This window comes from Paenarthrobacter sp. JL.01a (assembly GCF_025452095.1).
Lineage (GTDB): Bacteria > Actinomycetota > Actinomycetes > Actinomycetales > Micrococcaceae > Arthrobacter.
Map to the genome: position 1 here is coordinate 209,825 of NZ_CP104877.1, position 23,937 is coordinate 233,761.

At 63.6% G+C, this 23,937-nt stretch carries 21 protein-coding genes; 14 read left to right on the plus strand and 7 right to left on the minus strand.

The window, feature by feature from the left end; genetic code table 11:
* Nucleotides 1-187 precede the first annotated feature (187 nt).
* From N5P29_RS01020 to N5P29_RS01080, 13 genes are all read left to right on the plus strand, one after another.
* Nucleotides 188-955: an SDR family NAD(P)-dependent oxidoreductase gene (locus N5P29_RS01020; RefSeq protein ID WP_262276850.1), complete on the plus strand. Its 768-nt coding sequence runs from the start codon at nt 188-190 to the stop codon at nt 953-955.
* Nucleotides 956-1,007: 52 nt separating this feature from the next.
* Complete coding sequence (locus N5P29_RS01025; RefSeq protein WP_262276851.1) at nt 1,008-2,765, plus strand: IlvD/Edd family dehydratase; 1,758 nt, start codon at nt 1,008-1,010, stop codon at nt 2,763-2,765.
* A gap of 72 nt (nt 2,766-2,837) precedes the next feature.
* A complete protein-coding gene (locus tag N5P29_RS01030) occupies nt 2,838-3,851 on the plus strand; it encodes a D-2-hydroxyacid dehydrogenase (protein ID WP_262276852.1) in 1,014 nt (337 codons plus the stop codon).
* Between the two features lie 32 nt (nt 3,852-3,883).
* Entirely contained in the window at nt 3,884-5,344 is a 1,461-nt protein-coding gene (locus tag N5P29_RS01035; protein ID WP_144663154.1) for an APC family permease, read from the plus strand.
* Nucleotides 5,345-5,370: 26 nt separating this feature from the next.
* Complete coding sequence (gene iolG, locus N5P29_RS01040; RefSeq protein ID WP_262276853.1) at nt 5,371-6,381, plus strand: inositol 2-dehydrogenase; 1,011 nt, start codon at nt 5,371-5,373, stop codon at nt 6,379-6,381.
* Nucleotides 6,382-6,703: 322 nt separating this feature from the next.
* Complete coding sequence (locus N5P29_RS01045) at nt 6,704-7,588, plus strand: ATP-binding cassette domain-containing protein (protein ID WP_186313717.1); 885 nt, start codon at nt 6,704-6,706, stop codon at nt 7,586-7,588.
* Nucleotides 7,585-8,583: an ABC transporter permease gene (locus N5P29_RS01050; protein WP_262276854.1), complete on the plus strand. Its 999-nt coding sequence runs from the start codon at nt 7,585-7,587 to the stop codon at nt 8,581-8,583. Before N5P29_RS01045 ends, N5P29_RS01050 begins: the two co-directional genes overlap by 4 nt.
* Before the next feature lie 60 nt (nt 8,584-8,643).
* A complete protein-coding gene (locus tag N5P29_RS01055; RefSeq protein ID WP_262276855.1) occupies nt 8,644-9,612 on the plus strand; it encodes a sugar ABC transporter substrate-binding protein in 969 nt (322 codons plus the stop codon).
* A gap of 126 nt (nt 9,613-9,738) precedes the next feature.
* Nucleotides 9,739-12,675 (plus strand): FAD-binding and (Fe-S)-binding domain-containing protein, encoded by a 2,937-nt coding sequence (locus N5P29_RS01060; RefSeq protein WP_262276856.1) that lies wholly within the window; start codon nt 9,739-9,741, stop codon nt 12,673-12,675.
* 3 nt (nt 12,676-12,678) lie between these two features.
* A complete protein-coding gene (locus tag N5P29_RS01065) occupies nt 12,679-12,873 on the plus strand; it encodes a hypothetical protein (RefSeq protein ID WP_260842538.1) in 195 nt (64 codons plus the stop codon).
* Nucleotides 12,874-13,000: 127 nt separating this feature from the next.
* The gene (locus N5P29_RS01070) at nt 13,001-13,198 is read left to right on the plus strand and encodes a hypothetical protein (RefSeq protein ID WP_144663148.1); all 198 of its coding nucleotides are present in this window, start codon (nt 13,001-13,003) and stop codon (nt 13,196-13,198) included.
* 579 nt (nt 13,199-13,777) lie between these two features.
* Nucleotides 13,778-14,443, plus strand: coding sequence for a TetR/AcrR family transcriptional regulator (locus tag N5P29_RS01075; protein ID WP_262276857.1), 666 nt, complete (start codon nt 13,778-13,780; stop codon nt 14,441-14,443).
* 86 nt (nt 14,444-14,529) lie between these two features.
* Nucleotides 14,530-15,993 carry an APC family permease gene (locus N5P29_RS01080; protein WP_262276858.1) on the plus strand — a complete coding sequence of 488 codons (1,464 nt, stop codon included), beginning with the start codon at nt 14,530-14,532 and terminating at the stop codon, nt 15,991-15,993.
* A gap of 48 nt (nt 15,994-16,041) precedes the next feature.
* On the opposite strand, the gene N5P29_RS01085 is transcribed toward N5P29_RS01080, so the two are convergent.
* The 3 genes from N5P29_RS01085 to N5P29_RS01095 all read right to left on the minus strand — a co-directional run bounded on the left by N5P29_RS01085 (nt 16,042) and on the right by N5P29_RS01095 (nt 18,981).
* Entirely contained in the window at nt 16,042-17,376 is a 1,335-nt protein-coding gene (locus tag N5P29_RS01085; protein WP_262276859.1) for a cation:dicarboxylate symporter family transporter, read from the minus strand.
* A 140-nt stretch (nt 17,377-17,516) separates the two neighbouring features.
* Complete coding sequence (locus tag N5P29_RS01090; protein ID WP_262276860.1) at nt 17,517-17,999, minus strand: hypothetical protein; 483 nt, start codon at nt 17,997-17,999, stop codon at nt 17,517-17,519.
* 31 nt (nt 18,000-18,030) lie between these two features.
* A complete protein-coding gene (locus tag N5P29_RS01095; RefSeq protein WP_262276861.1) occupies nt 18,031-18,981 on the minus strand; it encodes an iron-sulfur binding domain-containing protein in 951 nt (316 codons plus the stop codon).
* Between the two features lie 125 nt (nt 18,982-19,106).
* Here N5P29_RS01095 and N5P29_RS01100 point away from each other — a divergent pair, with 125 nt between their 5' ends.
* Entirely contained in the window at nt 19,107-19,808 is a 702-nt protein-coding gene (locus N5P29_RS01100) for a hypothetical protein (RefSeq protein WP_262276862.1), read from the plus strand.
* Nucleotides 19,809-19,861: 53 nt separating this feature from the next.
* Here the strand turns inward: N5P29_RS01100 and disA are convergent, their stop codons facing one another.
* The 4 genes from disA to N5P29_RS01120 form a co-directional block, all read right to left on the minus strand.
* The gene (gene disA / locus N5P29_RS01105) at nt 19,862-20,938 is read right to left on the minus strand and encodes a DNA integrity scanning diadenylate cyclase DisA (RefSeq protein WP_262276863.1); all 1,077 of its coding nucleotides are present in this window, start codon (nt 20,936-20,938) and stop codon (nt 19,862-19,864) included.
* 181 nt (nt 20,939-21,119) lie between these two features.
* A complete protein-coding gene (locus tag N5P29_RS01110) occupies nt 21,120-21,743 on the minus strand; it encodes a Pr6Pr family membrane protein (RefSeq protein WP_262276864.1) in 624 nt (207 codons plus the stop codon).
* A 53-nt stretch (nt 21,744-21,796) separates the two neighbouring features.
* Nucleotides 21,797-23,170 carry a DNA repair protein RadA gene (radA, locus tag N5P29_RS01115; protein WP_262276865.1) on the minus strand — a complete coding sequence of 458 codons (1,374 nt, stop codon included), beginning with the start codon at nt 23,168-23,170 and terminating at the stop codon, nt 21,797-21,799.
* A gap of 10 nt (nt 23,171-23,180) precedes the next feature.
* Nucleotides 23,181-23,906, minus strand: a complete 726-nt coding sequence (locus tag N5P29_RS01120; RefSeq protein WP_262276866.1) for a phosphatase PAP2 family protein — start codon at nt 23,904-23,906, stop codon at nt 23,181-23,183.
* Between the last annotated feature and the right edge of the window lie 31 nt (nt 23,907-23,937).

The following is a 23,937-nucleotide window of genomic DNA, read 5'->3' on the forward strand; positions in this document are numbered from 1 at the left end:
GTGGACTCCTTAGTTTGTGCCGCTCTTCGGCGGTGCTGTGCCGCGCAGAAAGACGGCATCTGCGGATCAGCCTATGAACGCAAGGAGTGTGCGCTGTGTCTCAATCTGAGACATCCTGCGAAGGCCTCCGGCTGTTTAGGTAGAACGTACTAGTCCAGTAACGCCAAGAAAGAGGAGCCCGTCGACGATGATGGACCGCAGCACGTGGAATCGGACGGAACCCTTGCGGGTACTCGTCACAGGCGCGACGTCCGGCGTCGGCGAAGCGACCGCAAAGCTGTTCGCAGCGCGGGGTGCGCGGGTGGCCCTTTTGGGACGACGCGCCGGAGAGCTGCAGCGCGTCGTGAAGGAGATCGACGGCGGTGCTCACCAAGTGTTTACGGACGTCGCTGACGTCGAATCGGTCCGAAATGGGGTCCGGGGTGCCATCCACGCCCTCGGTGGACTCGACGTGGCAGTCAACGCCGCGGGGGTTGCCGGCTACGCGGCACTGGAGGACCTGAATGATCGCCGCTGGCGTGAAGTGCTGGACACCAACCTCTCCGGCACCTTCTACGTCGCCCGGGAAGCGGGGCTGCACATGCGCAGGTCCGGGAAAGGGGCCATCGTCAACGTCGCCTCGGACCTTGCCACCATGGGCGTCGCCGGGCTGGCACACTACTGCGCGGCCAAAGCTGGCGTCGTCGGTCTCACCAAAGCCCTTGCCGTTGAATTAGCACCCCATGTCCGGGTCAACGCCGTGTGTCCGGGCCCCATCGACACCCCCATGTTGCGGTCAGGTCTGGAATCCGAAGTGGACCCCGTCCTGGCCCTGCAGCAGAAGGAAAGCACCGTGCCGCTGAACCGCCTCGCTGATCCGGAAGAAGTAGCGGCAGCCATCTACTTCCTGGCGGTGGACGGCACCTTCGCCACTGGCACCAGCATGGCGTTCGACGGCGGCACGTCAGCCGCGTAGCAGCCTCACCCAAGACTTCACAACACGAACAAACCAAGGAGTTCCGAAAGATATGCCTGAGTCGAACTACAACGATCTCCGCAGTGCGCACTGGTTCGCGCCGCACGACCTCACGGGATTCGTGCACCGTACTGCCATCCAGGCCGAAGGCTTCTCGCGCTTCGCCATCAAGAACCGGCCGGTCATTGGCATCGCAAACTCCTGGTCGGAGCTGGTCAACTGCAACATCCACTTTAAGCTGCTTGCCGAGGCCGTGAAGCGCGGCGTCCTGATGGCCGGCGGTTTGCCGCTGGAGTTCCCCACCATCTCCTTGGGCGAAAGCCTGATGAAGCCCTCGGCCATGCAGTTCCGCAACCTGATGGCCATGGACGTTGAGGAGTCCATCCGCGCGTACCCGCTGGATGCGATCGTGCTGCTGGGTGGTTGTGACAAGACGGTTCCAGCACAGCTCATGGGAGCGGCCAGCGCGGACATTCCCACCATCATGCTGACGGGCGGCCCGCAGGAACCGGCGTACTTCCGGGGCAAGCAGCTGGGCGTTGGCACGGACACGTGGAAGTACGCGGACGAACTGCGCGCGGGCAAGATCACCGAGGCGGACTTCGATGAACTTGAGTCCTCTGCCAAGCCCTCCGCCGGCCACTGCAGCGAAATGGGCACGGCCTCCACCATGACATCGCTCGTTGAAGCGCTGGGTATGTGCCTTCCCGGCACTGCGTCCATTCCCGCCGTCGATTCACGCCGCGGGCAGGCGGCGGAAGCCACAGGCCGCCGGGCAGTGGAAATGGCCTTGTCGGGCCCGAAGCCCAGCGAGATCCTGACCAAGGAGGCGTTCGACAACGCCATCACCTTGCTCATGGCTGTGGGTGGCTCGACCAACGCAGTGGTTCATCTTTTGGCTCTGGCCCGCAGGGTCGGCTACGAACTGCAGTTGGACCGCTTCCACGAGATTTCCCAGCGCACCCCACGGATCGTGAATGTCCGGCCATCCGGCGAGTATCTGGTGCAGCAGCTCTTTCAGGTGGGCGGCATCTCCACCGTTCTCAAGGAACTGACGCCACTGTTGAACAAGGATGCAATCACGGTCACCGGTGAGTCCCTCGAAAAGGGCTACCGTAACGCACCCGAGCCCGACGGCGTCGTCGTCAGTAAGCTCGAGACGCCCTTTGACGCCTCAGGAGGCATCGCCGTCGTGCGTGGTTCCCTGGCCCCCAACGGTGCCGTGATCAAGCGCAGCGCCGCCTCCAAGGACCTGCTGCAGCACAAGGGCTCGGCGATTGTCTTTGACGACATTTACGATCTCGGACGGCGGATCGACGATCCTGACCTGGACATCACTGAGGACTCGGTCCTGGTGCTGCGCAACAGCGGTCCCGTCGGCGCTCCCGGCATGCCGGAGTGGGGCATGCTGCCCATCCCGCAGAAGCTGCTGCGCCGCGGCATCCGCGACATTGTGCGCATCTCCGACGCCCGCATGAGCGGCACCGCATTTGGCACAACCGTGCTACATGTCTCGCCCGAAGCTGCGGTGGGTGGTCCGCTGGCGATCGTCCGCGACGGCGATCCGATCGTGCTGGATGTCGAGAACCAGCGGCTGGACCTGGACCTCCCCGAGGAAGAGATCGAAGCCAGGCTTGCGGAACTCAAACTGCCCGAGCCAAAGTACCGCCGCGGCTACGGGCGCCTGTTCATCGACCACGTGAACCAGGCGCATGAAGGTTGCGACTTCGACTTCCTCAAGGGCCTGCCGGATGAGGAGCCCCAGCGGTTGCCGTACGGCCTGATGAGTGGATGGCAGGGCGGCTGGTAGGAGGCCGCTGGCACCCCATACAGACATCAAGGGCCGCTCCCGTGGGAGCGGCCCTTCAAAAAAGGAGAAGATATGCCACGACCCAAAGTGATTGTTATTGTCCAGGAGGGCCGTCCGGTGCCTCCCGTGGAGCGGTTGAAGGACGAAGCCGACGTGGTGGTGGTCCGGACGGGCGAAGAGTTCCGGGCTGCACTGCCTGGGACGGAGATCCTGTTCCTCAACGATTTCCGGACCAAGCTGCTGCGCGAAGTGGGCCCGGGTGCCCTCCGTTGGATCCACACGTCCAGCATCGGCGTGGACAGCCTGATGACCGAGGAGATCATCAACAGCGACATCGTGGTCAGCAACTCCCGGGGTGTCTGCGAACGCCCCATCGCGGAGTGGGTCCTGGGTGTGCTGTTGATGTTCACCAAGGACCTGCGCCGTACCATCGAGCTGCAGCAGGCGCGGACGTGGCAGCACCGGGAGACCGAGCCGCTGCTGGGCCGCAAGGTGCTGGTGGTTGGGCCAGGTCCGGTGGGACGGGAGTCCGTGCTGTTGCTCCGCGCAGCGGGCATGGATGTATCAGTGGTGGGCCGAACCGCACGTGAGGATGCTGAGTTGGGCGCCATTGCCTCCTTCGACAATCTGGACGCGCTCCTTGGAGAGGCCCAGGACGTGGTGCTCACGGTTCCGCTCACCGAGGAGACCCGAGGGCTGTTCAACGCGGCCCGCTTCGACAAGATGCGTCCGGGCGCCCGCTTGGTCAACGTGGGCCGTGGGGCCGTGGTGGTGGAGCAGGACCTCCTCGATGCGATCGACGCGGGTCATTTGGGAGCTGCGGCTTTGGACGTCTTTGAGAACGAGCCCCTGGCTGCCGAAAACCCGCTGTGGAGCCGCAACAACATCCTGGTCTCACCCCATGCTTCCGGTGACCTGATCGGCTGGCGCGGGAAGGTTGTGGACTGCTTCGTGAAGAACCTCCAGCAGTGGAAATCGGGCCAGCCCCTCAACGATGTGGTTGACCTGAAAAAGCTGGGCGGAACCGCTCCAAATACGGTGTCCCAAGCTGGTACAGTGCTCCCACAATCCGCGTCGGTAGTGTGATTCAGCACTCTAAATTTCGTGACGAGGATTACATGTCTAGCTCAACAAAAGGGAAGCCGATAACGCCTACCCAGACCCAGGAACACAAGCTCAGCGGCAACATGGGGGTGGGTGAGCTCGTGATGAACGTGCTCGCCTTTTCCTCCCCGCTGACCACCGTTGCGGGCACCTTGCCCGTGATGCTCCTCTTCAGCGGCCACACCGCTCCCGGAATCTACCTCCTGGTGACGTTGATGCTGCTGATCTTCTCGGTAGGTTTCGTCAAGATGAGCCGTAGCGTTGAGGCGCCGGGCGGCTTCTACTCCTTCGTCACAGCGGGTCTTGGAAAGCCGGCTGGCCTCGGCGGGGCGCTCTTGGCCCTGGTTGGGTATATCTTCATCGGCTTCTTTGCGCCCTCCCTGTTCGCCCTCACGCTGCAGAGCTTCGTGGTGAATACCCTGGGCGGCCCGGACATCCCGTGGTACTGGTACGGCCTGGGCATCATTGCCATCACAACACTCCTGGCCTACAACCGGATCGATCTGTCCGCGAAGGTGCTTACGGTGGTCATGCTGCTGGAGTCCGCCGTGGTCATCATTTTCGACGTCGCGGCGTTCGCCTCCGGTGACGTGTCCCAGGGCGTCGGCTTCTCCATGCCGTGGATTACCGACGCCGGTTTGGGCCTCGCGCTGTTGTTTGCCGTCGGCAATTTCTTCGGCTTCGAAGCGACGGTCATCTACCGCGACGAGGTCAAGAATCCGGACCGGACCATTCCCCGCGCAACTTACTTGGCAGTAGTGGGAATCGGCTTGTTCTACGCAGTTGCTGCCTGGGCGTACACGGCCTTCCTGGGAGCGGACAACGTCCAGGAAGAAGCCAAGGCCAACACTGTGAACCTGTTCAACGACGGCGCCATTGCGTTGGTGGGCAAGATCTTTGCAGACATCGGGGTGGTCCTGCTTATCACCTCCATCCTGGCCTCCATGCTGTCCATCCAGAACATCGCTGCACGGTACAGCTTCTCTCTGGCTGCCGACGGTGCGCTTCCGAAGGCCCTGGGCCGGGTGCATCCCCGGCACAAGTCACCGTACGTTTCAGCCGTGGGCGTTGGTTTGCTCTGGGCCGTGGCCACCGTGGTGTTCACCTTGGCAGGGGTGGCTCCTGAAGCCCTTTACCCGATCGCGAGCGGCAGCGGCACGTTCTCTGTCCTGCTCCTGATGTTCATTACGAGCTTTGCCGTGCTGGTGTACTTTGTCCGCCGCCGCAGTTTCGCTCCGGAATCCGTATGGAAGACCATTGTGGCGCCGATAGTCAGTGTGATCTTCCTTGGCCTGATCACCTACCTGGCAATCGCGAATTACCCTGAGCTGATCGGCGGCTCCATGGTCATGACGGCTATTTTCATGACCTTCACTTTCGCCTTGTTCGTTGGCGGAATAATCTACGCCTATTTCCTGCGCTCGAAGCGTCCGGATGTTTATGCGCGCCTGGGCCGGCAAAAGATCGAGCAATAAACCACCTTAATATCTGGAGACCTGCAATGACGCAACAGATCAGGGTTGGCCTGTTCGGGACCGGCAGGATCGGTCAAGTGCACGCCATGAGCCTTGCAACGCTCGAAGAAGCAATGTTGGCCTGGGTGTGCGACCCCTTCATTGAGGGCGCCAAGAACACGGCCGCTGAATTCGGAGGCCGCGTAAGCGACGATCCGGAGGAAGTGTTTGCCTCCGGGGAAGTCGATGCCGTTATTGTCGCCTCGCCAACGGCCACCCACGTGGACTTGATCGAACAATCGATCGACGCCGGCATCCCGGTGCTGTGCGAGAAGCCCATCGACCTGGAGATCGGGCGGGTGGATGCCCTCCGGGCCAAGGCGGCTGCTACGGATGTACCGATCGCCTTGGGTTTCAACAAACGCTTCGACAGGCACTTCGTGGAGCTCAGGCGGCGTGTGGGTGCTGGTGAAATCGGTGCCCTGGAGCAATTAATCATCACCAGTCGGGATCCAGGGGAGCCCCCGGCGGCCTACTTGCCCCAGTCCGGCGGAATCTTCCGGGATATGACCATCCATGACCTGGATATGGCACGCTACTTCATCCCGGACATCGTGGAGGTCTCGGCCCGGGGTGCCAATGTCTTCAGCGACGGCATCCGGCAGGCGGGCGACTTCGATTCCACCGTGGTTACCCTCAGGGGTTCCGAGGATGAACTCGTGACCATCTTCAATTCCAGGCATTCCGCGTATGGCTACGACCAGCGCATTGAGGCCTTTGGGTCCACCGGCTTGCTCCAGGTGGCCAACAAGAACGACAGCCTGGTGCGGCACTGGGGTACCCGGTCCGTCGAGGGCGTGGGCCCCTACCAGAACTTCTTCCTGGAGCGCTATGCGGAGGCGTACCGGCTTGAAGTCGCCGAGTTCCTCCGCGCCGTCCGCGGCCTTCCTTCCCGGAGTCCCGGCTTCGAGGACGGCCGTGCTGCCTTGATCCTGGCCGACGCGGCGGAGAAGTCCGCCCGGACAGGCTCTGCCATAGCCGTGGAGCTGTCAGCGTAGCCCCATGACTGCCCGGTTCGGGCACGGATTCTTTCGCAACAATCCGTGCCTGGGCTGGGCTTTGTCCTTTTAAAGACTCAACCGCCAAGAATTGTTTCCTGCAGCAACAATTCCGGCGGGTCCGTGTTCCAAAGTGGCACACATACCGGGATATCCAATCCGTCAAAGTTCAAGTAAGTGAAACAGTGTGGCGAAGGTCACGCAGTTATGGGGCTTTCTTGAATTACCCCGGAATCTGCAAAGTCGAACAGCGTTGTTTGATGGTCCATCGCCAAAGGTGTTTCACCGGTTCATTTGCATGGCCCTATCAAACGAGGATGAGATGACCGACGCACCACCGGCGACAACTCCACTGGTCGCCCTAAAGGACATACACAAGACATTCGGGGCGGTGTCCGCACTGCGCGGCGTCAGCATCGATGTCATGCCCGGCGAAACCTTCGCTCTTCTTGGAGACAACGCCGCCGGCAAATCAACACTCATGAAAGTGCTGACGGGTGTCTACCAGCCCGATCGCGGCTCGATCGAACTGGACGGGAAGGCCACCGCTTTCCCCACCCCGTCGGCGTCCCGGGACCAGGGCGTCGAGATGGTCTACCAGGACTTCGCCCTGGCCGACAATCTCGATGTCCGGACCAACATCTTCCTGGGCCGCGAGCCCCAGAAAAACATCCTGGGTCCGCTGTTGCGGATCATCGACAGGAAGAAGATGGAATCCGAGACCAAGCGCGTGCTGGAGCGCCTGGACATTCCCATCAACCCGCGGCTCAAGGTGAAGCGACTCTCCGGCGGCCAGCGGCAGGCTGTGGCGATTGGACGCGCCCTGGCCTTCGACGCCCGCCTGATCATCATGGACGAGCCCACCGCGAACCTTTCGGTGGCCAAGGTGGACAAGCTCATTGAAGTCACCCAGCGGCTCAAGGACCTGGGCATCGCGGTCATCATCATCACACACCGCCTCGACGAAGCCTTCGCAGTGGCGGACCGCTTCGCCGTCATGCGCCAGGGCCAGGTAGTGGGACGCTTCCGCGTGGGCGAGGTTTCCGAGGCCCAGGTGGCCCACCTGATCTCCCACGGCACACTGGACGACTACGTCGACACCGGGAGCGGCATTCCCGAGGACCGCCGCAAGATCGGAAGCACTTCATCCATGGAAACCGTTGATGCCTTCTCCGCACGCGGTACCACCAACGGGAGCGACTCATGACCATCACCATGGACAACCTCAAGACCAAGCTGGGCCCCGCCGACCTCAAGGAAGGCCTCACCGCCACCAAGGTCAAGCGGTTCATTGGGGACTACGGAATCATCATCCTTTTCGTGGTGATCCTCGTCTTCCTAGCCGCAGCGGCCCCGAACTTCCTCACGCTGAACAACATCGTGAACGTGGTCAGGCAGTCCTCCATCATCGGGCTGATCGCGCTGGGAATGACCTTCATCATGATCACGGCAGGAATCGACCTGTCCGTGGGGTCGGTGGTGGGCCTGGCCGGCATGACCTTCGCCCTGCTAGCCCCCGCCAGTGGTGGCGCCTTCTGGCTGCCGCTGATCGCCGGCCTGGGCGTCGGCCTCCTGGTCGGCTTCCTCAGTGCAGCGATGGTGGTTTGGGGAGCCATCCTTCCCTTCCTGGCAACGTTGGCCACCATGGCCATAGCCCGCACGGCGGCGCTCGTGATCACCGACGGCCAGGTCGTCTCGGGTCTCAGCGGACCGGCTGAGTGGCTCGGATCCGGCTTCCTGGGCCCCATCCCGGTTCCCGTGATCATCTTCCTGGTGGCTGCCATCATCTGCGAGTTCGTGCTGAGCCGCACCAAGTTCGGTTCCCACGTCTACGCCGTGGGCGGCAATGAGGAATCGGCCAAGAAGGTCGGCATCTCAACAGGCCGGGTGCTCTTCATGGTCTACCTCATCGGCGGCGTCACTGCCGCACTCGGTGGCCTGGTCCTCACTGCCCGTCTCGACGGCGCCGCACCGGTGGCAGGTACCGGTTACGAGCTCCAGGTGATTGCCGCCGTCGTTATTGGCGGAACGAGTCTCTTCGGCGGCGTCGGCACCATCCGCGGAACCGTCATCGGCGTGCTCCTCCTGGGCGTGGTGATGAACGGCATGAACCTGATGGGCGTTTCCTCCTACTTCCAGCAAGGCGTCCAGGGCGTGATCCTGGTGCTCGCCGTCCTGCTGAACCGCTGGAAGTCCGACTGACCCGGCGAAGCACTACAACAATCTCCCAACGCACAGACAAAACCACTGAAAGGAACAACCATGGGTATGCGACGTAAGATCGCCGCGGCGGTCGCCATGATGGCAGCGGGGGCACTCATCCTTACCGGCTGCGCGGGAAGCAGCAACGCGACCAGCAGCGGCGGGGCGGCCAAGACCTACAACATCGGCGTTGTGGTCCTTGACCTGCAGGACCCGGACCTGGCCCACATGACCGACGCCATGAAGAAGACGGCCGATGAAAAGGGCGTCAAGCTCAACATCACCGACTCCAAGAAGGACGTTGGCAGCGAACTGAACCAGGTTGAGGACCTCCTCACCCGCCAAGTGGATGCCGTGATCATGCAGCCCCTGGATGGCGATGCCAGCCAGAACGCGGCCAAGCGGGTCATTGCGGCCAATATCCCCCTGTTCATCCTGTCCACAGAGTTCGCTGAGGGCTCGGATGTTGGCTACAAGAGCTACATCGGCGTGGATGACACGGTGGCCGGCCAGATGCAGGCCGATTACCTCAACAAACTGATGCCCAACGGCGGAAACCTCGTGTTCGCAGCCGGCATCTACGGCGCCTCGTGGACCGATCGCCGTAAGAACGGCTTCGACAAGACCATCAATAAGAACTTCAAGATCGTGGCCGAATTCCAGGCCAAGGGCAGCCGCGATGACGCCAAGCGCAACATGGAGGACACCCTGCAGCGCTTCCCGTCCGGCCAGATCGACGCGGTCGTTGCCAACAACGATGAGATGGCCATCGGTGCCGCCTCCGCCATTGCCGACGCCGGCCGCACTGCCGAGTTCAAGGCCGTGGTAGGCGTCGACGGCACCGAGCCGGCGCTGCAGGACATCAAGGGTGGCACCATGTCCGCTACCGTCCGCCAGGACTCAGCGGGCCAGGGCGTCAAAGCTGTTGAGGTGGTCACCGACTTCCTGAACGGCGGAAACGTGGACAACCGCTACACCCTGCCGTTCACGCTCATCACCAAAGACAACCTGTCCGAGTTCCTGAAGTAATCTCGTCCGGACAAAGAACGGGCACAGCGGATCCCTCCGCTGTGCCCGTTCTGTTTTGGCACATTCCAGCAGGGTGCGGGCCTGCCTAAACTTCCAGCGGACCACTACGAATTGGAGACGGCCAACATGCCCCATGGTGACGACGGAAACACGAAAGTAGAGCAGTTGCTTTCCGCCCTGCGCGGGCAAGGCATCGAGGTGGATGACTCCCCGCGACGGCTCTCCGAGTACTCCTACGATGCTTCCAACTACCGTGTCCGGCCCGCCGCCGTCGTCTTCCCCGCGAGCGTCAAGGACGTCAGGAAGGTGTTGCACGCTTGTTCCACGCTAGGCGTCCCGGTTACCGCGCGTGGCGGCGGGACGTCCATGGCAGGCAACGCAATCGGCCAGTCCTTGGTGATCGACCTTTCGCGCCGCTTGACCTCCGTGGGAGAGCTCGACGGCGGCGCGGCGGCGGTCTGGGCGGACGCCGGCGTCGTCCTCGGCGAACTGCGCTCCTACGTCGAGAAGGCGAGCGGCGGGGAGCTGACCTTCGCCCCGGACCCTTCGTCCATGACCCGGGCCACCATTGGCGGCTCCATCGGCAATGACGCCTGCGGAAACCACTCGGTGGCCTACGGACGAATGACCCAGCACGTGCAGGAAATACAACTGGTGACGGCGGACGGAGCCCACCTGCATGCGGGACGCGACTTCCTCCGGGCCGTGGACGCGGGTGACCAGCACTCAGTTGCCCGGGCCGCGGAACTGTTGGCGGCCCTGAAGGAGTTGGCCCAAGCCAACCTGGCCCCGCTCCGGGTTGAGCTGGGAAACATTCCCCGGCAGGTCTCCGGCTACCACCTGGGACACCTCCTGCCCGAGAACGGCCTGGATGTGGCGGCCGCCCTGGCAGGAAGCGAAGGCACGTGCGCGCTGGTGGTCCGGGCCAAGGTGGGATTGGTGCCGAAGCCCCGGACCACGGCACTCCTGTGCCTCGGCTACGCGAACACCATCGATTCGGCCCGTGATGTGATGACCATCCTTGCGGCCAAGCCAAGCGCCATCGAAGGCCTGGATGCCTCGATTGTGGACATCATGCGCCACCGCCGGGGTGCCGCCAGCGTGGACTCCCTTCCGCAGGGCAAGGCGTTCCTGATGGTCGAGTTCCCGGCGGACACCATGGAACAAGCCGCCGCTGACTGCGACCGGCTGCTGGAGAAACTCAAAGCTGACGACCGCGTGGTGGACCACGCGATCGTCACCGAGCCGGGAGAGCGGGCCAAGCTGTGGCGGGTCCGCGAAGACGGCGCCGGGCTTTCCTCACGCAGGATCGACGGTGTCCAGACCTGGCCCGGCTGGGAGGATTCCGCCGTCGCTCCCGAGCGCTTGGCGGACTACCTCGCGGAACTGCTGCCCCTCGTGGAGAAGTACGGCTACACCGCCTTCATGTACGGGCATTTTGGTGCGGGCTGCGTGCACATGCGCCTGGACTATGACCTCCGAAGCGATGCTGGCCGGGAGTCCTTTGAGAACTTCACCCGCGAAGCAGCGGCCCTCGTGGTAGCTCACGGCGGCTCCCTTTCCGGGGAACACGGGGACGGCCGGGCACGCAGCGAACTGCTGGACGTGATGTATTCGCCCGCCATGGTGGGCATCTTCAGGGCGTTCAAACACCTCTGGGATCCTGCCGGAATCCTGAATCCGGGAATCATCGTGGATCCCGAGCGCTTCGCTGCCTCCCTGGCCCTTGAGGACGTGCCCCTGCCGGGCCCCGCCCACGGCGAGGCGGCCGCGGTGCCGAGTACCGCCGTCGTGCCTTCTTCCGGAAACCGGAGCCTGCTCCCGGTGGCGAGCCCGTTCGTTGGGAATACCCACGCGTGCATCGGTGTGGGCCGCTGCCGGGCGACCACCGGTGGTTTCATGTGTCCCAGCTACCGTGCCACGAAGGACGAGAAGGACTCGACGCGGGGCAGGGCGAGGATCCTGCAGGAACTTACCCGGACCAAAGGCACGAGCCACGGCGGCTGGTCCAGCCCCGAGGTGCGGGAAGCCCTGGATCTGTGCCTATCCTGCAAGGCCTGCTCGGCTGACTGCCCCACGGGGGTGGATATCGCGGAGGCCAAGTCGGAATTGGTGGATGAGCACTACCGCGGCAAGATCCGGCCCTTCACCCATTATTCGATCGGTTGGCTGCCGCGGTGGCTGCCGCTGTTGACGCGCATCGCACCCCTCGCCAACGCGGGGACCGGCTTCCGTCCGCTCCGTTGGGTGGGCGAAAAGCTGGGCGTCAGCGCACGACGACGGCTCCCGGATTTCGCGCTGGCGACTCGCATACGGCGGCGGGTCCGGGAAGCCCAATTCGCGGACAACGCGGATATTCTCCTGTTCATTGACAGCTTCACCCGCGCGTTCCGGCCCGAGGTGGTCCCCGCCGCAGCCCGGGTGCTGCGCGACTCTGGTCGTTCTGTAGGGTGCACGCCGGACGCCTGCTGCGGACTGACGTGGATTTCCACCGGTCAGCGCGACGGTGCCCGACGGCGGCTGGCCAGGCTGATCAGCAGGCTCGACGACGGCACGGACCGGGACATTGTGGTGTTGGAGCCCAGTTGCGCGGCGGCCATCCGCGACGAAGGTCCAAAAATGGTGGGCGGTGCAGCTGCCGCGCGCGTCGCCGCCCGGGTCCGCTCGTTTTCCGTGGCCATCGACGAAGCGATCAAGCGTGGCTGGAAGCCGTCAGCGGTTCCGCCCGAAACCGCTGTCCTGCAAACGCACTGCCACGAACACGCCGTGTTTGGTTCGGGTGCCCAGAAACGGGTCCTGGAGGCGTGGGGAGTGCCGAACGTCGTGGAATCGTCGTCGTGCTGTGGAGTGGCTGGAAACTTTGGCTTTGAGGCGGAGCACTTCGACATGTCCATGAAGGTAGCCGAGCATTCCATTGTGCCGGCGCTGGACAGGTGTGACGGGCTCGTGCTCACCGACGGGTTCAGCTGTGCCATGCAGGTTTCGCAGATTGACCCCGATCGCTCCAGCAAACACCTGGCGATTGCCTTGGACTCGCTGAATGCCCGATGGACGGAGGACTAAGTGGTGTACGTCGGCATTTTCTTCATCCTCGTGGCGGCCGGGTTGCGCTTGGCGGGCGGGCATTTCGCTGGATCGTCCCGTGAAGCCCGGGCCGCGGCCAGCTTTCGGGGCGTCCATGCGGTTCCCGTGGGAGCCGCCGCCTTCCTGGTTGCTGCGAGCGGTGTTTTCATCGTCGCTGCGGGCATCAGCATTGGCTGATTTCGGCCGATGCAGACCGCGTCCGGAGGGTGTCCCAACCGTGTCCCAAACTGACACGGTTAGGCCGCGGCGCCGGGACGGATGCTGGAAGTAGCCCAATAACCCACCTATTTGAGAGTTGATCTCGATGATGAACAAGAAGCTCGCACACGGACGGCACGTCGAGTGGCTTCGGGCATCGGCACACTTCAACGAAACCGATCTCGGCGAACGGACCGACCTTCAACTGAAGCGCTCGGGGAAACTCGTTCACCGTCTCCTTCAGGACATGGCAGAAGGCCGCGATACCAGCGATGCCTCGCCCTGGCCAACGCCTGGCTCCTGACACCCATAGTCTGCGGTCCGTAGCGCTTGTTCCCTGGCACTGTGTTCAGGCGCTGCGGCCGCTTCCTTCGTTCCAGGAGGCAGAGTTGGACAGTCGTGAATCCGGAGGGATGGCAACCGCGTCCCCGGTAGGGCCAGCACCGGGGGACCCGCCCTCAACCCTCATCATTCCGGTCGACTTCGGCGGTTCCGCGGGGCCGGACCTAGCGACGGCGTGCCTGCTTCTGGACATGCCGCCGCGGACGTTGATCAGGCGCCTGTGCCGGACCAAGCACACGGTCAGGTCATTCGCGGCGCCTGCAGCCTCTGCCCTGATCGAGGTGCCGTGGGGGAGTCACTGGCATCAGATGGGCTACGCAGGGAGGCGCGTTAAGACCGTGCCCCAGGGTTCCCTCATACTCTCTGCCCTTGGCGTCACTCTCACAAGCTGCGACGGCTACACGGACGACCTCGTAATAGGCCGGGTAGGGGAGCGTTTTGCCGATTGCCTCATTGGGCGAGGCGATTCGGTGTGGCTCCGGTGTTCTCAAGCTAACGACTGTTAGTTAGACTCATTCCATTACCGCCCTTTGAGGATGAAATGAGTCCATCTCCGCGTGAGCAGGCGAACGCTGCTGTCCTGGAATTCCTGTCGAAACGCGACTGGTCCGCCCAGACGCACGCCCGGAAGAGGATCCTCCTGGCTTTCCTTCGGTTGGCTGCCACCAACGGTTACAACTCGGTGAGCATGCGTACGCTCGGCCGCGAGTTGGGACTAAAGGCGCCGAGCCTCTACTCCAGTTTTCCCCAGGGCAAGGACCAGATTGTGGCCGAGTCGCTCCTTTGGTTTACCCATGGATTCGCCCGCGAGCTTCTGGAAGCCGTTCAGCATATTCCCTGCGCGGGTGACTCGTGGGCGGCCCTTGTCCGCTTCCATGTGATCCAGCAGGTGAGCAGGCCCGAGGCGGAGCTCTGGAACCTGCTGGTTGCCTCGGACAGGGTGGCTGGTTTCCTGGGGGAAGGCCTGCGTCATGAGTTGTCCCTTTGGCAGCGCCTGCACGAGCAGATGTATGCGGCCGCAGCGGAGGAGATGGGGCTGGCGGTATCCCACCAAACCATCCAGGCCATTTTTACGCTGCTCGACGGCGCTCCCCATTGGTCCGGCTGGGACGGCGCGGCTGCCCAGTTGGAAAGCCTGGCGGACCACGGGGTGGCCCTGTCCCGTTCCTTGCTCGAAGTCAGTGCCGGAAGCCGCGTCGGTACGTAGTCGGCACTGTCCCAACATGGCACAACGCCCCTCCTTAACCCGTCGCTACTGTGATATGGAACTCAATATTCAGTGATGAGGATTACATGAATAACACCACCCTTGACGCACCAGAGGTGTCGCGTCACACCCAGGAGAACCGGCTCAGCGGCAATATGGGAGTGGGCGAGCTTGTGATGAACGTGCTCGCCTTCTCTTCGCCCTTGGCCACGGTAGCGGGCACCCTTCCGGTCCTGCTGATGTTCAGCGGGCAGACAGCGCCGGCCATCTACCTGCTGGTCACGCTCATGCTCCTGATCTTCTCCGTCGGTTTTGTGAAGATGAGCCGCAGCGTCCAAGGCCCTGGTGGCTTCTACTCCTTTGTCACCGCAGGGCTCGGCAAGCCCGCAGGCCTGGGAGGTGCCTTCCTTGCGCTGTTCGGCTACATTTTCATCGGCTTCTTCGCGCCGTCCTTCTTTGGCGTGACGCTCCAGGGCTTCGTGGTCAACACCCTGGGCGGGCCTGACATCCCCTGGTATTGGTACGCGCTGGCCATTACCGCTGTCACTACGCTGCTGGCCTACAACCGAATTGATCTATCGGCCAAGCTGCTGACCCTTGTCATGCTGCTGGAAGTGGCGGTGATCGTTGTGTTCGATGTGGTGTCCTTCTCCACAAACGGACTGGAAGCAGTGCAGGGCGCAGGACTTGCCCTCCCGTCGATCACCGACGCAACCCTGGGACTGGCACTCCTTTTCGCAGTGGGCAACTTCTTCGGATTCGAGGCAACCGTGATCTACCGGGACGAGGTCAAGAACCCGGACAAGACCATCTCCCGGGCCACCTATCTTGCCGTCGTGGGCATCGGCATCTTCTACGCAGTGGCAGCGTGGGCCTACATCGCATTCTTTGGTGCGGACAAGATCCAGGCCGAGGCTTCGAGCAACACGGTGAACCTCTTCAATGACGCGCTCGTGGGCCTCGTGGGACGAATTTTCGCGGACGTCGCCGTCATCCTGCTCATCACGTCCGTCCTGGCCTGCATGCTGTCCATCCAGAACATCGCTGCCAGGTACAGTTTTGCCCTTGCCTCGGATCACGCTCTTCCCAGGTTCCTGGGCAGGGTCCACCCGAAGCACAAGTCGCCGTACGTCTCGGCGTTGGCTGTGGGCATCATTTGGGCTGCGGCGACCGTACTCTTTACGGTCCTGGGCGTTGCACCGGAGGCGCTGTATCCCATCGCCAGCGGAAGTGGCACCTTTGCCGTGCTGCTCCTGATGTTCATCACGAGCTTCGCCGTCCTGGTCTACTTCATCCGCCGCCGTGGCTTCGCGCCGGAATCGGTGTGGAAGACCATCGTCGCACCCATCATCAGTGTTTTGTTCCTTGGAGCCATCACGTACCTGGCCATCGCCAACTACCCGGAACTGATCGGCGGTTCGGCGGTCCTGACCCTGATCTTCATGACCTTCACGTTCGCGCTCTTCTTCGGCGGCATCGTCTATGCCTTCTTCCTGCGGACCAAGCGCCCCGACATCTACGCCCGCCTGGGCCGCCAGCGGATCGACTGAGCCGGAACGGGCGGCCATGGGGCACAGGGCCGCCCGTTCCCACATTCATCAGGAGACGGCAACTGCTGCGGGGACGGGCGAGGCCGCAACTTTGCCCTCGAAGGCTGCAAGCATCGCCTCCCGGTCGAACTGGCCTTCCCATTTCGCCACCACAAACGTGGCTACACAGTTGCCGAGCAGGTTCACCACGACGCGCATGGAGTCCATGAGCCGGTCCGCTCCGAGGAGCAGTGCAACCCCGGCGACAGGGAAGATGCCCAGCGCTCCTGCCGTGGCGGACAGGGCGAGGAAGGCGGAGCCTGGCACGCCGGCCATGCCTTTGGACGTCAGCATCAGCACTCCGAGTGCGGCCAATTGCTGCCCGAGGTCCAGGTTGTGGCCGAAGGCCTGGGCGAGGAAAAGCAGGGAGATGGAGAGGTAGAGCGCCGCGCCGTCGAGGTTGAAGGAGTATCCGGTGGGAACCACCAGGCCTGTGGTCGCCCTGGAGCAGCCGGCGTTGGTCAGTTTGGTCATGATCCGTGGCAGTACGGATTCGGTGGAGGCCGTGCCCAGGGCCAACAGGAACTCTTCGCGTGAGTACTTGATGAACTGCCACAGCGGGACGCGCGGGTAGACCCAGGCGACGACGAACAGCAGTCCGATGAAGACCAGGGCGGAGCCGTAGCATGCGGCGATCAGGAGTGCGTAGGTGCTGAGCGAGCTGAGACCGTACTGGCCGATGATGAAGGCCATGGCGCCGAAGGCACCCACCGGGGCAACCCGCATCACCCAGGCCATGATCTTGAAGAAGAGCTCGAGGGTGGTCTCCATGACGTCGATAACCGGCTTGCACTTTTCCCGGCCCACCACCACGATTGCAGCCCCGAAGAAGACCGCGAAACACAGGACCTGAAGCAAGGAGTTGGAGGCGAATGCGCCCACCACGCTGGCAGGGATGATGCCCAGCAGGAACTGTCCCGCATCCTTGGGTGGGGCGGTGGTGGTCTTGGCATTCACTGCATCCGCGGACAACGTGGCGGGATCGATGTTCAGGCCAGCGCCCGGCTGCACGATGTTGGCCACTACCAGTCCGAAAGCCAGGGCGAAGAGCGTGGCGGCGGTGAAGTAGATCAAGGCTTTCGCGCCCACCCGGCCCACAGCTTTGACGTCTCCCAATGCGGAGATCCCTGTGACGATGACCAGGAAGATCAGTGGGGCGATGACCATCTTGATGAGCTGGATGAAGCCGTCGCCCAAGGGGCGAAGCGCGGAACCAAGGTCGGGCCAGAGGTAGCCGATGCTGATCCCCAGCACCACGGCCACCAGGATCTGGAAGAACAGGGATTTGTACAGGGGCTTCTTGGCCGCCGGGCTCATGGCGGAGGCGGGTGCAGGGATCTTCAAAGTGGCGCCTATCTGTGCGATGGCCGTGCAGGGTCACGGTCCGGGATCACCTAAGACGCTATGGAAGGGTTGTTTCCGGGATGCTAATTCCAAGGGCTTGCTGTGTTTAATATCGGAATCAAGTTTCCATAATGCGAAATCTAAGGGCTTGGCCGTAAACCATCCGCAGCCAGCACCACACCGGCGGAAATGAACCTGCCGCACTGTTCGCCGTACGGGTAAGCGCCGCGGGGTGTAAAGCTCACCGTCCGCACGGGCAGTGCCACACCGGCCTTGGACGTGCCGGTGACCGTCACTTCCATCGGAGACTCCGAGAGAGTGGGCAATTCCACGAAGCCCTGCAGGGTACCGTCGGGAGACGAGGTTGCCGAGCACACGCCATCCGGTGTGCACCTCTCATCCGAGGTCACGGCACCCGGGTTCAGCATGAGGTCCTTCTCGGTGCAGGCTCCGTCCTGGCAGGCCTTCAACCGCAGCGAGCCCACTTGGTCCGCGTAGTCGGCGGTGACGGTCAACGAGACGGCCGCTATATGCCCGATCGCGGGGCAAGCAACCGGCACGTCTGCGCAAGCGGATAGCAGCGCCGTCCCGGCAAGGGTCAAAGCCAGCCCGATTCTCCCCATGACTCAGGGTAGGACGGCAACCCCTTCGCCGCTACGCCGGAAGCCGCAACCCGTCGTCGTGCATTTCGGCCAGTCCGTCGGCGAGCAGGCCGTCCAAGGCCCGCTCGAGCTGCTCCGGTGCGGAGTTGAGCCGGTGCAGGGCGGCCAAGGGAATGCCGATACCCGACGCCTCGAAGCCGAGGTCGGCGGGCGCGCGCTCGAACATGTCGCGCGGGACGGGGTGTGCGGCCTCGCGCAGGACAGCCATCACGGCACCGCGGACCTGGCGATCGGTGCCGTGCCAGGACTGGCCCTTGGGGGTGTACGACGGCGGCGGCTCACCGGCCGCGAGCCAGGCGCAGCTGTCGCGGACAGGACACTCCGCGCACTTGGGACTTCGGGCCGTGCAGACCATGGCTCCCAATTCCATGACCGAGGCGTTCCATCGCACGGAAAGGGCGTGGTCCTCCGGCAGCAGGGCGTCCGCAAGCCGCATTTCGGCAGCAGTGAGCGCCGGAGCCGGCAAGGCATTCCCGGAGACAAGCCGTGCATGGACGCGCCGGATGTTGGTGTCCACCACTGTTTCCCGGCGGCCGTAAGCAAAAGCTGCGACGGCGGCCGCGGTGTAGCTGCCGACACCCGGCAATCCAAGAAGCTCGGGAAAGGTGTCGGGAACCTTGCCGTCGTGCTCTTCGCAAATGGCGACGGCGGCGGCGTGCAGCCGGAGGGCGCGGCGCGGATACCCCAACCGTCCCCAGTGACGTACGGCCGCGCCGGACGGTTCCGCGGCCAAGTGGGCGGGCGCCGGCCACCGCTCCATCCAGTCGAGCCACACCGGGAGCACCCTCACCACGGGGGTCTGTTGGAGCATGATTTCGCTGACCAGGATGCCCCACGCGGTGCAGTCCGGCCGGCGCCAGGGCAGGTCCCTGGCAGCCCCGGCGAACCAGCGGTCCAGGGCGTCGTGCAGCCGGGCAAGCTCATCGGAATCGGGGAGTGTCATACTGCCATCAACTGTAGTGGAACCAAGCTACAGGCCGGCTCATGGCCGACGTCACACAGGCCCGGATTGCTGCCCTGCGGCGTGGAGGTTAGGTGCTCCGTCGGCCACGAGCCTAGCCTAGATGCATGGCCACCAACGGTAAGCAGCACTCGAGCGCGCGCCCCGCCGCGCCGGCAAAGAGCGCTGCACGGGGCTCCTCCAGCACCCCGGCGAACAGGCGGCGGCCCAGCCCTGCCGTGTACCGCCGTCGTCGTCAGGTCGTTTTCGGAGGGCTGCTGCTGGTGATCGCCCTGGTCGTGGTGGGTGTGCTGGCACTGACTGGCCTGTTCGCCGGTTCTCCTGAGCCCCAAGCTGTCAACACCACGGCGCCAACATCAGCGCCCACACAGGGGAGCGCGCCGTCCGTGGCGGCGTCGCCGTCGGCCTCGCCCACTCCGGTGTGCGACTTCAACCTCATGACCGTCGCAGCGAAAACGGACAAACCATCCTACGGTCCCGACGAAAAGCCGCTGCTGACCATGACCATCACCAACGGCAATGCGGCCCCTTGCGAGGTCAACGTAGGCACATCCCAGATGGAATACGTGGTCATGAGTGGCTCGGACCGCATTTTCTCGTCCAAGGACTGCCAGACCGGCGGAGTGGACCTGGTCAAGACCATCCAGCCCGGCAAGAGCGAAACCGCCAACTTTCCGTGGCAACGCAACAGGTCGCTTGAAGGCTGCGGCGTGATCAACGCCAAACCGGGCGGGGGCGGCGCCTACTACACGTTCGAGGCGCGGCTGGGGAACAAAGCCAGCCCCAAGGCTGTCTTCCAGCTGAACTGACCGCCCGGCCGTGGCCGGTTTGGGCGGCAACGCCCCGACGGCGGCGGCCGGCTTTAGAGGAAACGGTCCAGCAGGCTGGCCTCGGCCATGCGGCTCAGGCCTTCGCGGACCGTGCGGGCACGCTGATCGCCAATGCCGTCCACGGTCATGAGGTCGTCGATCGTGGCCGCCATCAGGTTCTGCAGCCCACCGAAGTAGTCCACCAAGCGGTCGGCGACAGCCTTCGGTACGGACTTCAGGCCGGACAACAGGCGGTAACCGCGCGGCTGGACTACGGCGTCCAACTGCTCGACTCCACCGGCGAAGCCGATGATGTGGGCAATGCGGCTGAGGTCGATCAATTCCGTAGGCCCGAGGTTCAGCAGCGCCTGGACGGCTTCCTCGATGTCCTCGGGGGTTGCGTTGGGGTCGGAGTAATCGCGGATGATCACTTCGCTGCCCGGACCACGCCCCACGGTGAGTTCCTCCACCTGGAGGGACAGCAAGCGGCCGTCCTCGCCGAGTTCAAGAACGTATTGGGCAATTTCCTCGGAGATCCGGCGGACCATTTCCTGGCGTTGCAGCGTGACGGCCACGTCCCGCACCGTCACCAAGGCCTCGATCTCCAGCGCAGAAAGGGAACTGGTGACCTGGTCCAGCCTGGCGCTGTAGCGCTCCAGGGTTGCCAAGGCCTGGTTGGCGCGGGCCAGGACTTTCTCGGAGCCCTCCAGGACGTGGCGCAGGCCGTTCACGTACAGCGCGATGATCTGCATCGACTGGCTGACGGAGATTACCGGGACGCCCGTCTGGATGGCGACGCGTTCAGCCGTGCGGTGCCGGGTGCCTGATTCCTGGGTTTCAATACTGGCATCCGGGACGAGTTGGACGGCCGCTTTGATGATGTTGCTGGCATCCTTGTCGCAAACGATGGCCCCATCCATTTTGGCCAATTCACGGAGCCGTGTGGGGGAGAAGTCGATGCCGATGTCGAAGCCGCCCGAACAGATGGAATCAATGGTGCGGTCGTGTCCCAACACAATCAGTGCGCCGGTGCGCCCGCGGAGGATGCGCTCAAGGCCGTCGCGCAATGGAGTTCCGGGTGCGACTCTGGCAAGAGTCGCCTTAAGCGATTCTTCCGGGCTCCGGGCCATAGGGTTTCCCTTCGAAGGTGCAAGCCATGGCTCGCAAACATGCTGAATCCGGCGTCAGCGGGCGCATCCAAAAATGGCCTTGTGACGACAAGCTCAATGATAGGGCTTCATTGCACCGTTAACCGCACCAGCAAGCCCCAAAGTGGGCCATTTCGTTATGTTCGGAGGTGCTTCAAAGTGGCTAGTAGTCGACCTGCCGCTTGAGCCTGTTCCCCAGCCAGAGCATCGCCAGGCTGACCACGAGGAACCCGACGGAGATGGCCAGCGCGAACATCACCACTCCGCCCCAGCCGCCTGCGCGATCGGGGTTGATGAACCAGTACGGATACCAATTGACGATGGATCCGCGGATGAGGCTGTAGACCAGGTAGGCGATGGGATAGATCAGCCAGTACCAGATGTGCCGGAGCTCAAGCGTGGCCCGCGGGGGTTGGAACAGCCAGTCCGCCACCATCACAACCGGCATCAGGTAGTGCACCACGAAGTTCACCCAAGGAACCATGGATCCCAGGTCCTCGCCGGCAAGCAGGGCACCGAAGACCAGCCCCACCACTGCCATGGCGATGGTGGCCGTACCGCGCGTGACATCGTCCGCCTCACTGGGGCGTTTGCGGATCAGCACCCTGTAGCCGCTGATGAGCAGCACGATGGCAGCAAAGATATTGGACAGGTTGGTGAAGTAGCTGAAGAAGTTTCCGACGTCGTAGCCGAGCCCGATGTGGACCGCCAGCTGAGTCGCCACCGCCACCAACGTCAAAAGCCCAAAGAAGAAGCGTCCCCCGATAAGCACATTCCGTTTGGTCATGGGCCAATCTTCGCCGAAGCAGAGCCAGGGTGCCGACGGACACCCCGAAAGAGTTAAGTGATGAGCAGTTCCAGTGCCTCAGCCAAATGTCCCACTTCGCGCACTGAGAAGCCGTCGGGGATGACTCCCGCTCCGGCCGGACTGGCGGGAACGATCGCATGCGTGAACCCGAGGCGGTGGGCTTCCTGGATGCGTTGGTTGATCCCGGGCACGGGTCGGACCTCGCCTGCGAGGCCCACTTCACCAAAGGCAATCAAACGCTGGGGGAGTGCTTTACGGGACTTGGCAGAGGCAACAGCTAGTGCAACGGCGAGGTCCGTAGCCGGTTCCGTAAGCTTCACCCCGCCCACGGTCGCCACGTACGAGTCATCCTTGTGCAGCATGCAGCCGGCGCGCTGTTGGAGAACTGCCAGCAGCATGGCCACACGGGAGCTCTCCAGGCCGCTTGTGGCCCGCCGCGGCTGGGAGTTGGGGCTCTCGGCGAGAAGTGATTGGACCTCGGCCAGCAGGGGACGGCGGCCTTCCATGGTTACCGTGATGCACGTTCCCGAAACCGGCTCCCGGGTCCGTGAAACGAACAGCCCGCTGGGATCGGCCAGTCCTTCGATGCCGGCCTCGTTGAGGTCGAAGCACCCCACATCATCCGTGGCGCCGTAACGGTTCTTGACCGCCCTCAGCAGACGGAGCCGGGAGTGGCGCTCGCCCTCGAACTGGCACACGACATCCACCAGGTGCTCCAGCAAGCGCGGGCCCGCGATGGTGCCTTCCTTGGTGACATGGCCTACCAGCAGCGTGGTCATGTTGCGCCTCTTGGCTGCGGCAATGATGGAGGCAGCAACCTCGCGCACTTGGGAAACACCACCGGCACTGCCCTCGACATCCGCACTGCTCAGCGTCTGCACGGAGTCCACAATCAGGAGTTTCGGCTCGAGCTTCTCCACTTGGCCAAGGGCCTGGCCAAGGTCTGTCTCCGCGGAAAGGTAAAGGGTATGGGCGACGGCGTCGATCCGTTCGGCGCGCAGCTTCACCTGCGCGGCGGATTCCTCGCCCGTGATGTACAGGACGTCCTGCCCGGTGCGGGCGAACTTCGCGGCGACGTCCAGCAGCAGCGTGGACTTTCCGACGCCGGGTTCCCCCGCGAGCAGGATGACGGCACCCGGAACCAGTCCTCCTCCGAGGACGCGGTCGAGCTCGTCCACTCCCGTGGGCAGGAAGGCAGCGGTGGTCCCGTCCACCTCGGCGATCCGCCGGGCCGGCTCCAGAACTGTAGCGGCCGCCGTCGTACGCGCAACAGTGGCGCCGTACTCCTCAACGGTTCCCCACGCCTGGCATTCGCCGCATCGGCCCACCCACTTGATGGCCGTCCAGCCACATTCGGAACACTTGTAGGCGGGTGTCTTGGATGCGCGGGAAGTCTTTGAGGCCATGCGTTCCAGATTAGTCGGGGGGACCGACAGGATTGGCCCGCCCGTACCGCACCGCATCGACGAACACCGCCAGGCCGAACACTCCCAACGCCACCCCCATCGATGCCACCACGTCAGTGAGCCAGTGGTAGCCCAGGTAGAGCCGGCTGTAGGCGACCAGCAACGTGAGCAAGGCAGCGCCGGCGTAGGCGAGGACCGCCGTCGTGCGTGTCCCGGAACGCGAGACCAGCAGGTAAGCCAGGACGGAAACGAAGACTGCGGCACCGAGGGTATGGCCGGAGGGGAAAGACAGGGCATCGTCGGGGCCAAGGAGGAAGTCCGACGACGGCGGCCGGGATCTGGAAACCTCCAGCTTGATGACAGCAGCCAGAACGACGGAGAGCACCATGGCACCCATGAGAATGGCCGGTCGCCAGAGTTCCCTCTTCCACGCGGCCCACACCACCGCCACCAGTCCGCCGGCAACCGACATGACAGTCGGCGAGGTAACCGCCGAGACGCCGGCCAGGAAGCCGGTAGCAGGATCGCTGCGGGAGTCGACGACGAACGAGTGAACTGCGCCGTCCAGGGTAGCCAGGCCACTCGTGGACAGAACGGCGGCGAACATCAACCAGAAGACCGCGTCCCCGGCCACAAACAACGCGCCTGCCCAGAGGAACAAAACCCGCTGAGGCAGGCGAAGGGCAGGGGCCGGCCGGGGGCGCACAGACAGCCGTGGTGAAGATGCAGAAAGCATCGGCCCATTATCCACAGCGGGAATGGGACTT

Bases quoted from the DNA above. Each gene is read 5' to 3' on its own strand.
- N5P29_RS01080 (WP_262276858.1), top strand. From the start codon at position 14,530: ATGAATAACACCACCCTTGACGCACCAGAGGTGTCGCGTCACACCCAG.
- N5P29_RS01060 (WP_262276856.1), top strand. From the start codon at position 9,739: ATGCCCCATGGTGACGACGGAAACACGAAAGTAGAGCAGTTGCTTTCC.
- radA (WP_262276865.1), bottom strand. From the start codon at position 23,170: ATGGCCTCAAAGACTTCCCGCGCATCCAAGACACCCGCCTACAAGTGT.
- disA (WP_262276863.1), bottom strand. From the start codon at position 20,938: ATGGCCCGGAGCCCGGAAGAATCGCTTAAGGCGACTCTTGCCAGAGTC.
- N5P29_RS01050 (WP_262276854.1), top strand. From the start codon at position 7,585: ATGACCATCACCATGGACAACCTCAAGACCAAGCTGGGCCCCGCCGAC.
- N5P29_RS01100 (WP_262276862.1), top strand. From the start codon at position 19,107: ATGGCCACCAACGGTAAGCAGCACTCGAGCGCGCGCCCCGCCGCGCCG.
- N5P29_RS01020 (WP_262276850.1), top strand. From the start codon at position 188: ATGATGGACCGCAGCACGTGGAATCGGACGGAACCCTTGCGGGTACTC.
- N5P29_RS01045 (WP_186313717.1), top strand. From the start codon at position 6,704: ATGACCGACGCACCACCGGCGACAACTCCACTGGTCGCCCTAAAGGAC.
- N5P29_RS01090 (WP_262276860.1), bottom strand. From the start codon at position 17,999: ATGGGGAGAATCGGGCTGGCTTTGACCCTTGCCGGGACGGCGCTGCTA.
- N5P29_RS01095 (WP_262276861.1), bottom strand. From the start codon at position 18,981: ATGACACTCCCCGATTCCGATGAGCTTGCCCGGCTGCACGACGCCCTG.
- N5P29_RS01035 (WP_144663154.1), top strand. From the start codon at position 3,884: ATGTCTAGCTCAACAAAAGGGAAGCCGATAACGCCTACCCAGACCCAG.
- N5P29_RS01110 (WP_262276864.1), bottom strand. From the start codon at position 21,743: ATGACCAAACGGAATGTGCTTATCGGGGGACGCTTCTTCTTTGGGCTT.
- N5P29_RS01070 (WP_144663148.1), top strand. From the start codon at position 13,001: ATGATGAACAAGAAGCTCGCACACGGACGGCACGTCGAGTGGCTTCGG.
- iolG (WP_262276853.1), top strand. From the start codon at position 5,371: ATGACGCAACAGATCAGGGTTGGCCTGTTCGGGACCGGCAGGATCGGT.
- N5P29_RS01055 (WP_262276855.1), top strand. From the start codon at position 8,644: ATGGGTATGCGACGTAAGATCGCCGCGGCGGTCGCCATGATGGCAGCG.
- N5P29_RS01120 (WP_262276866.1), bottom strand. From the start codon at position 23,906: ATGCTTTCTGCATCTTCACCACGGCTGTCTGTGCGCCCCCGGCCGGCC.
- N5P29_RS01075 (WP_262276857.1), top strand. From the start codon at position 13,778: ATGAGTCCATCTCCGCGTGAGCAGGCGAACGCTGCTGTCCTGGAATTC.
- N5P29_RS01030 (WP_262276852.1), top strand. From the start codon at position 2,838: ATGCCACGACCCAAAGTGATTGTTATTGTCCAGGAGGGCCGTCCGGTG.
- N5P29_RS01025 (WP_262276851.1), top strand. From the start codon at position 1,008: ATGCCTGAGTCGAACTACAACGATCTCCGCAGTGCGCACTGGTTCGCG.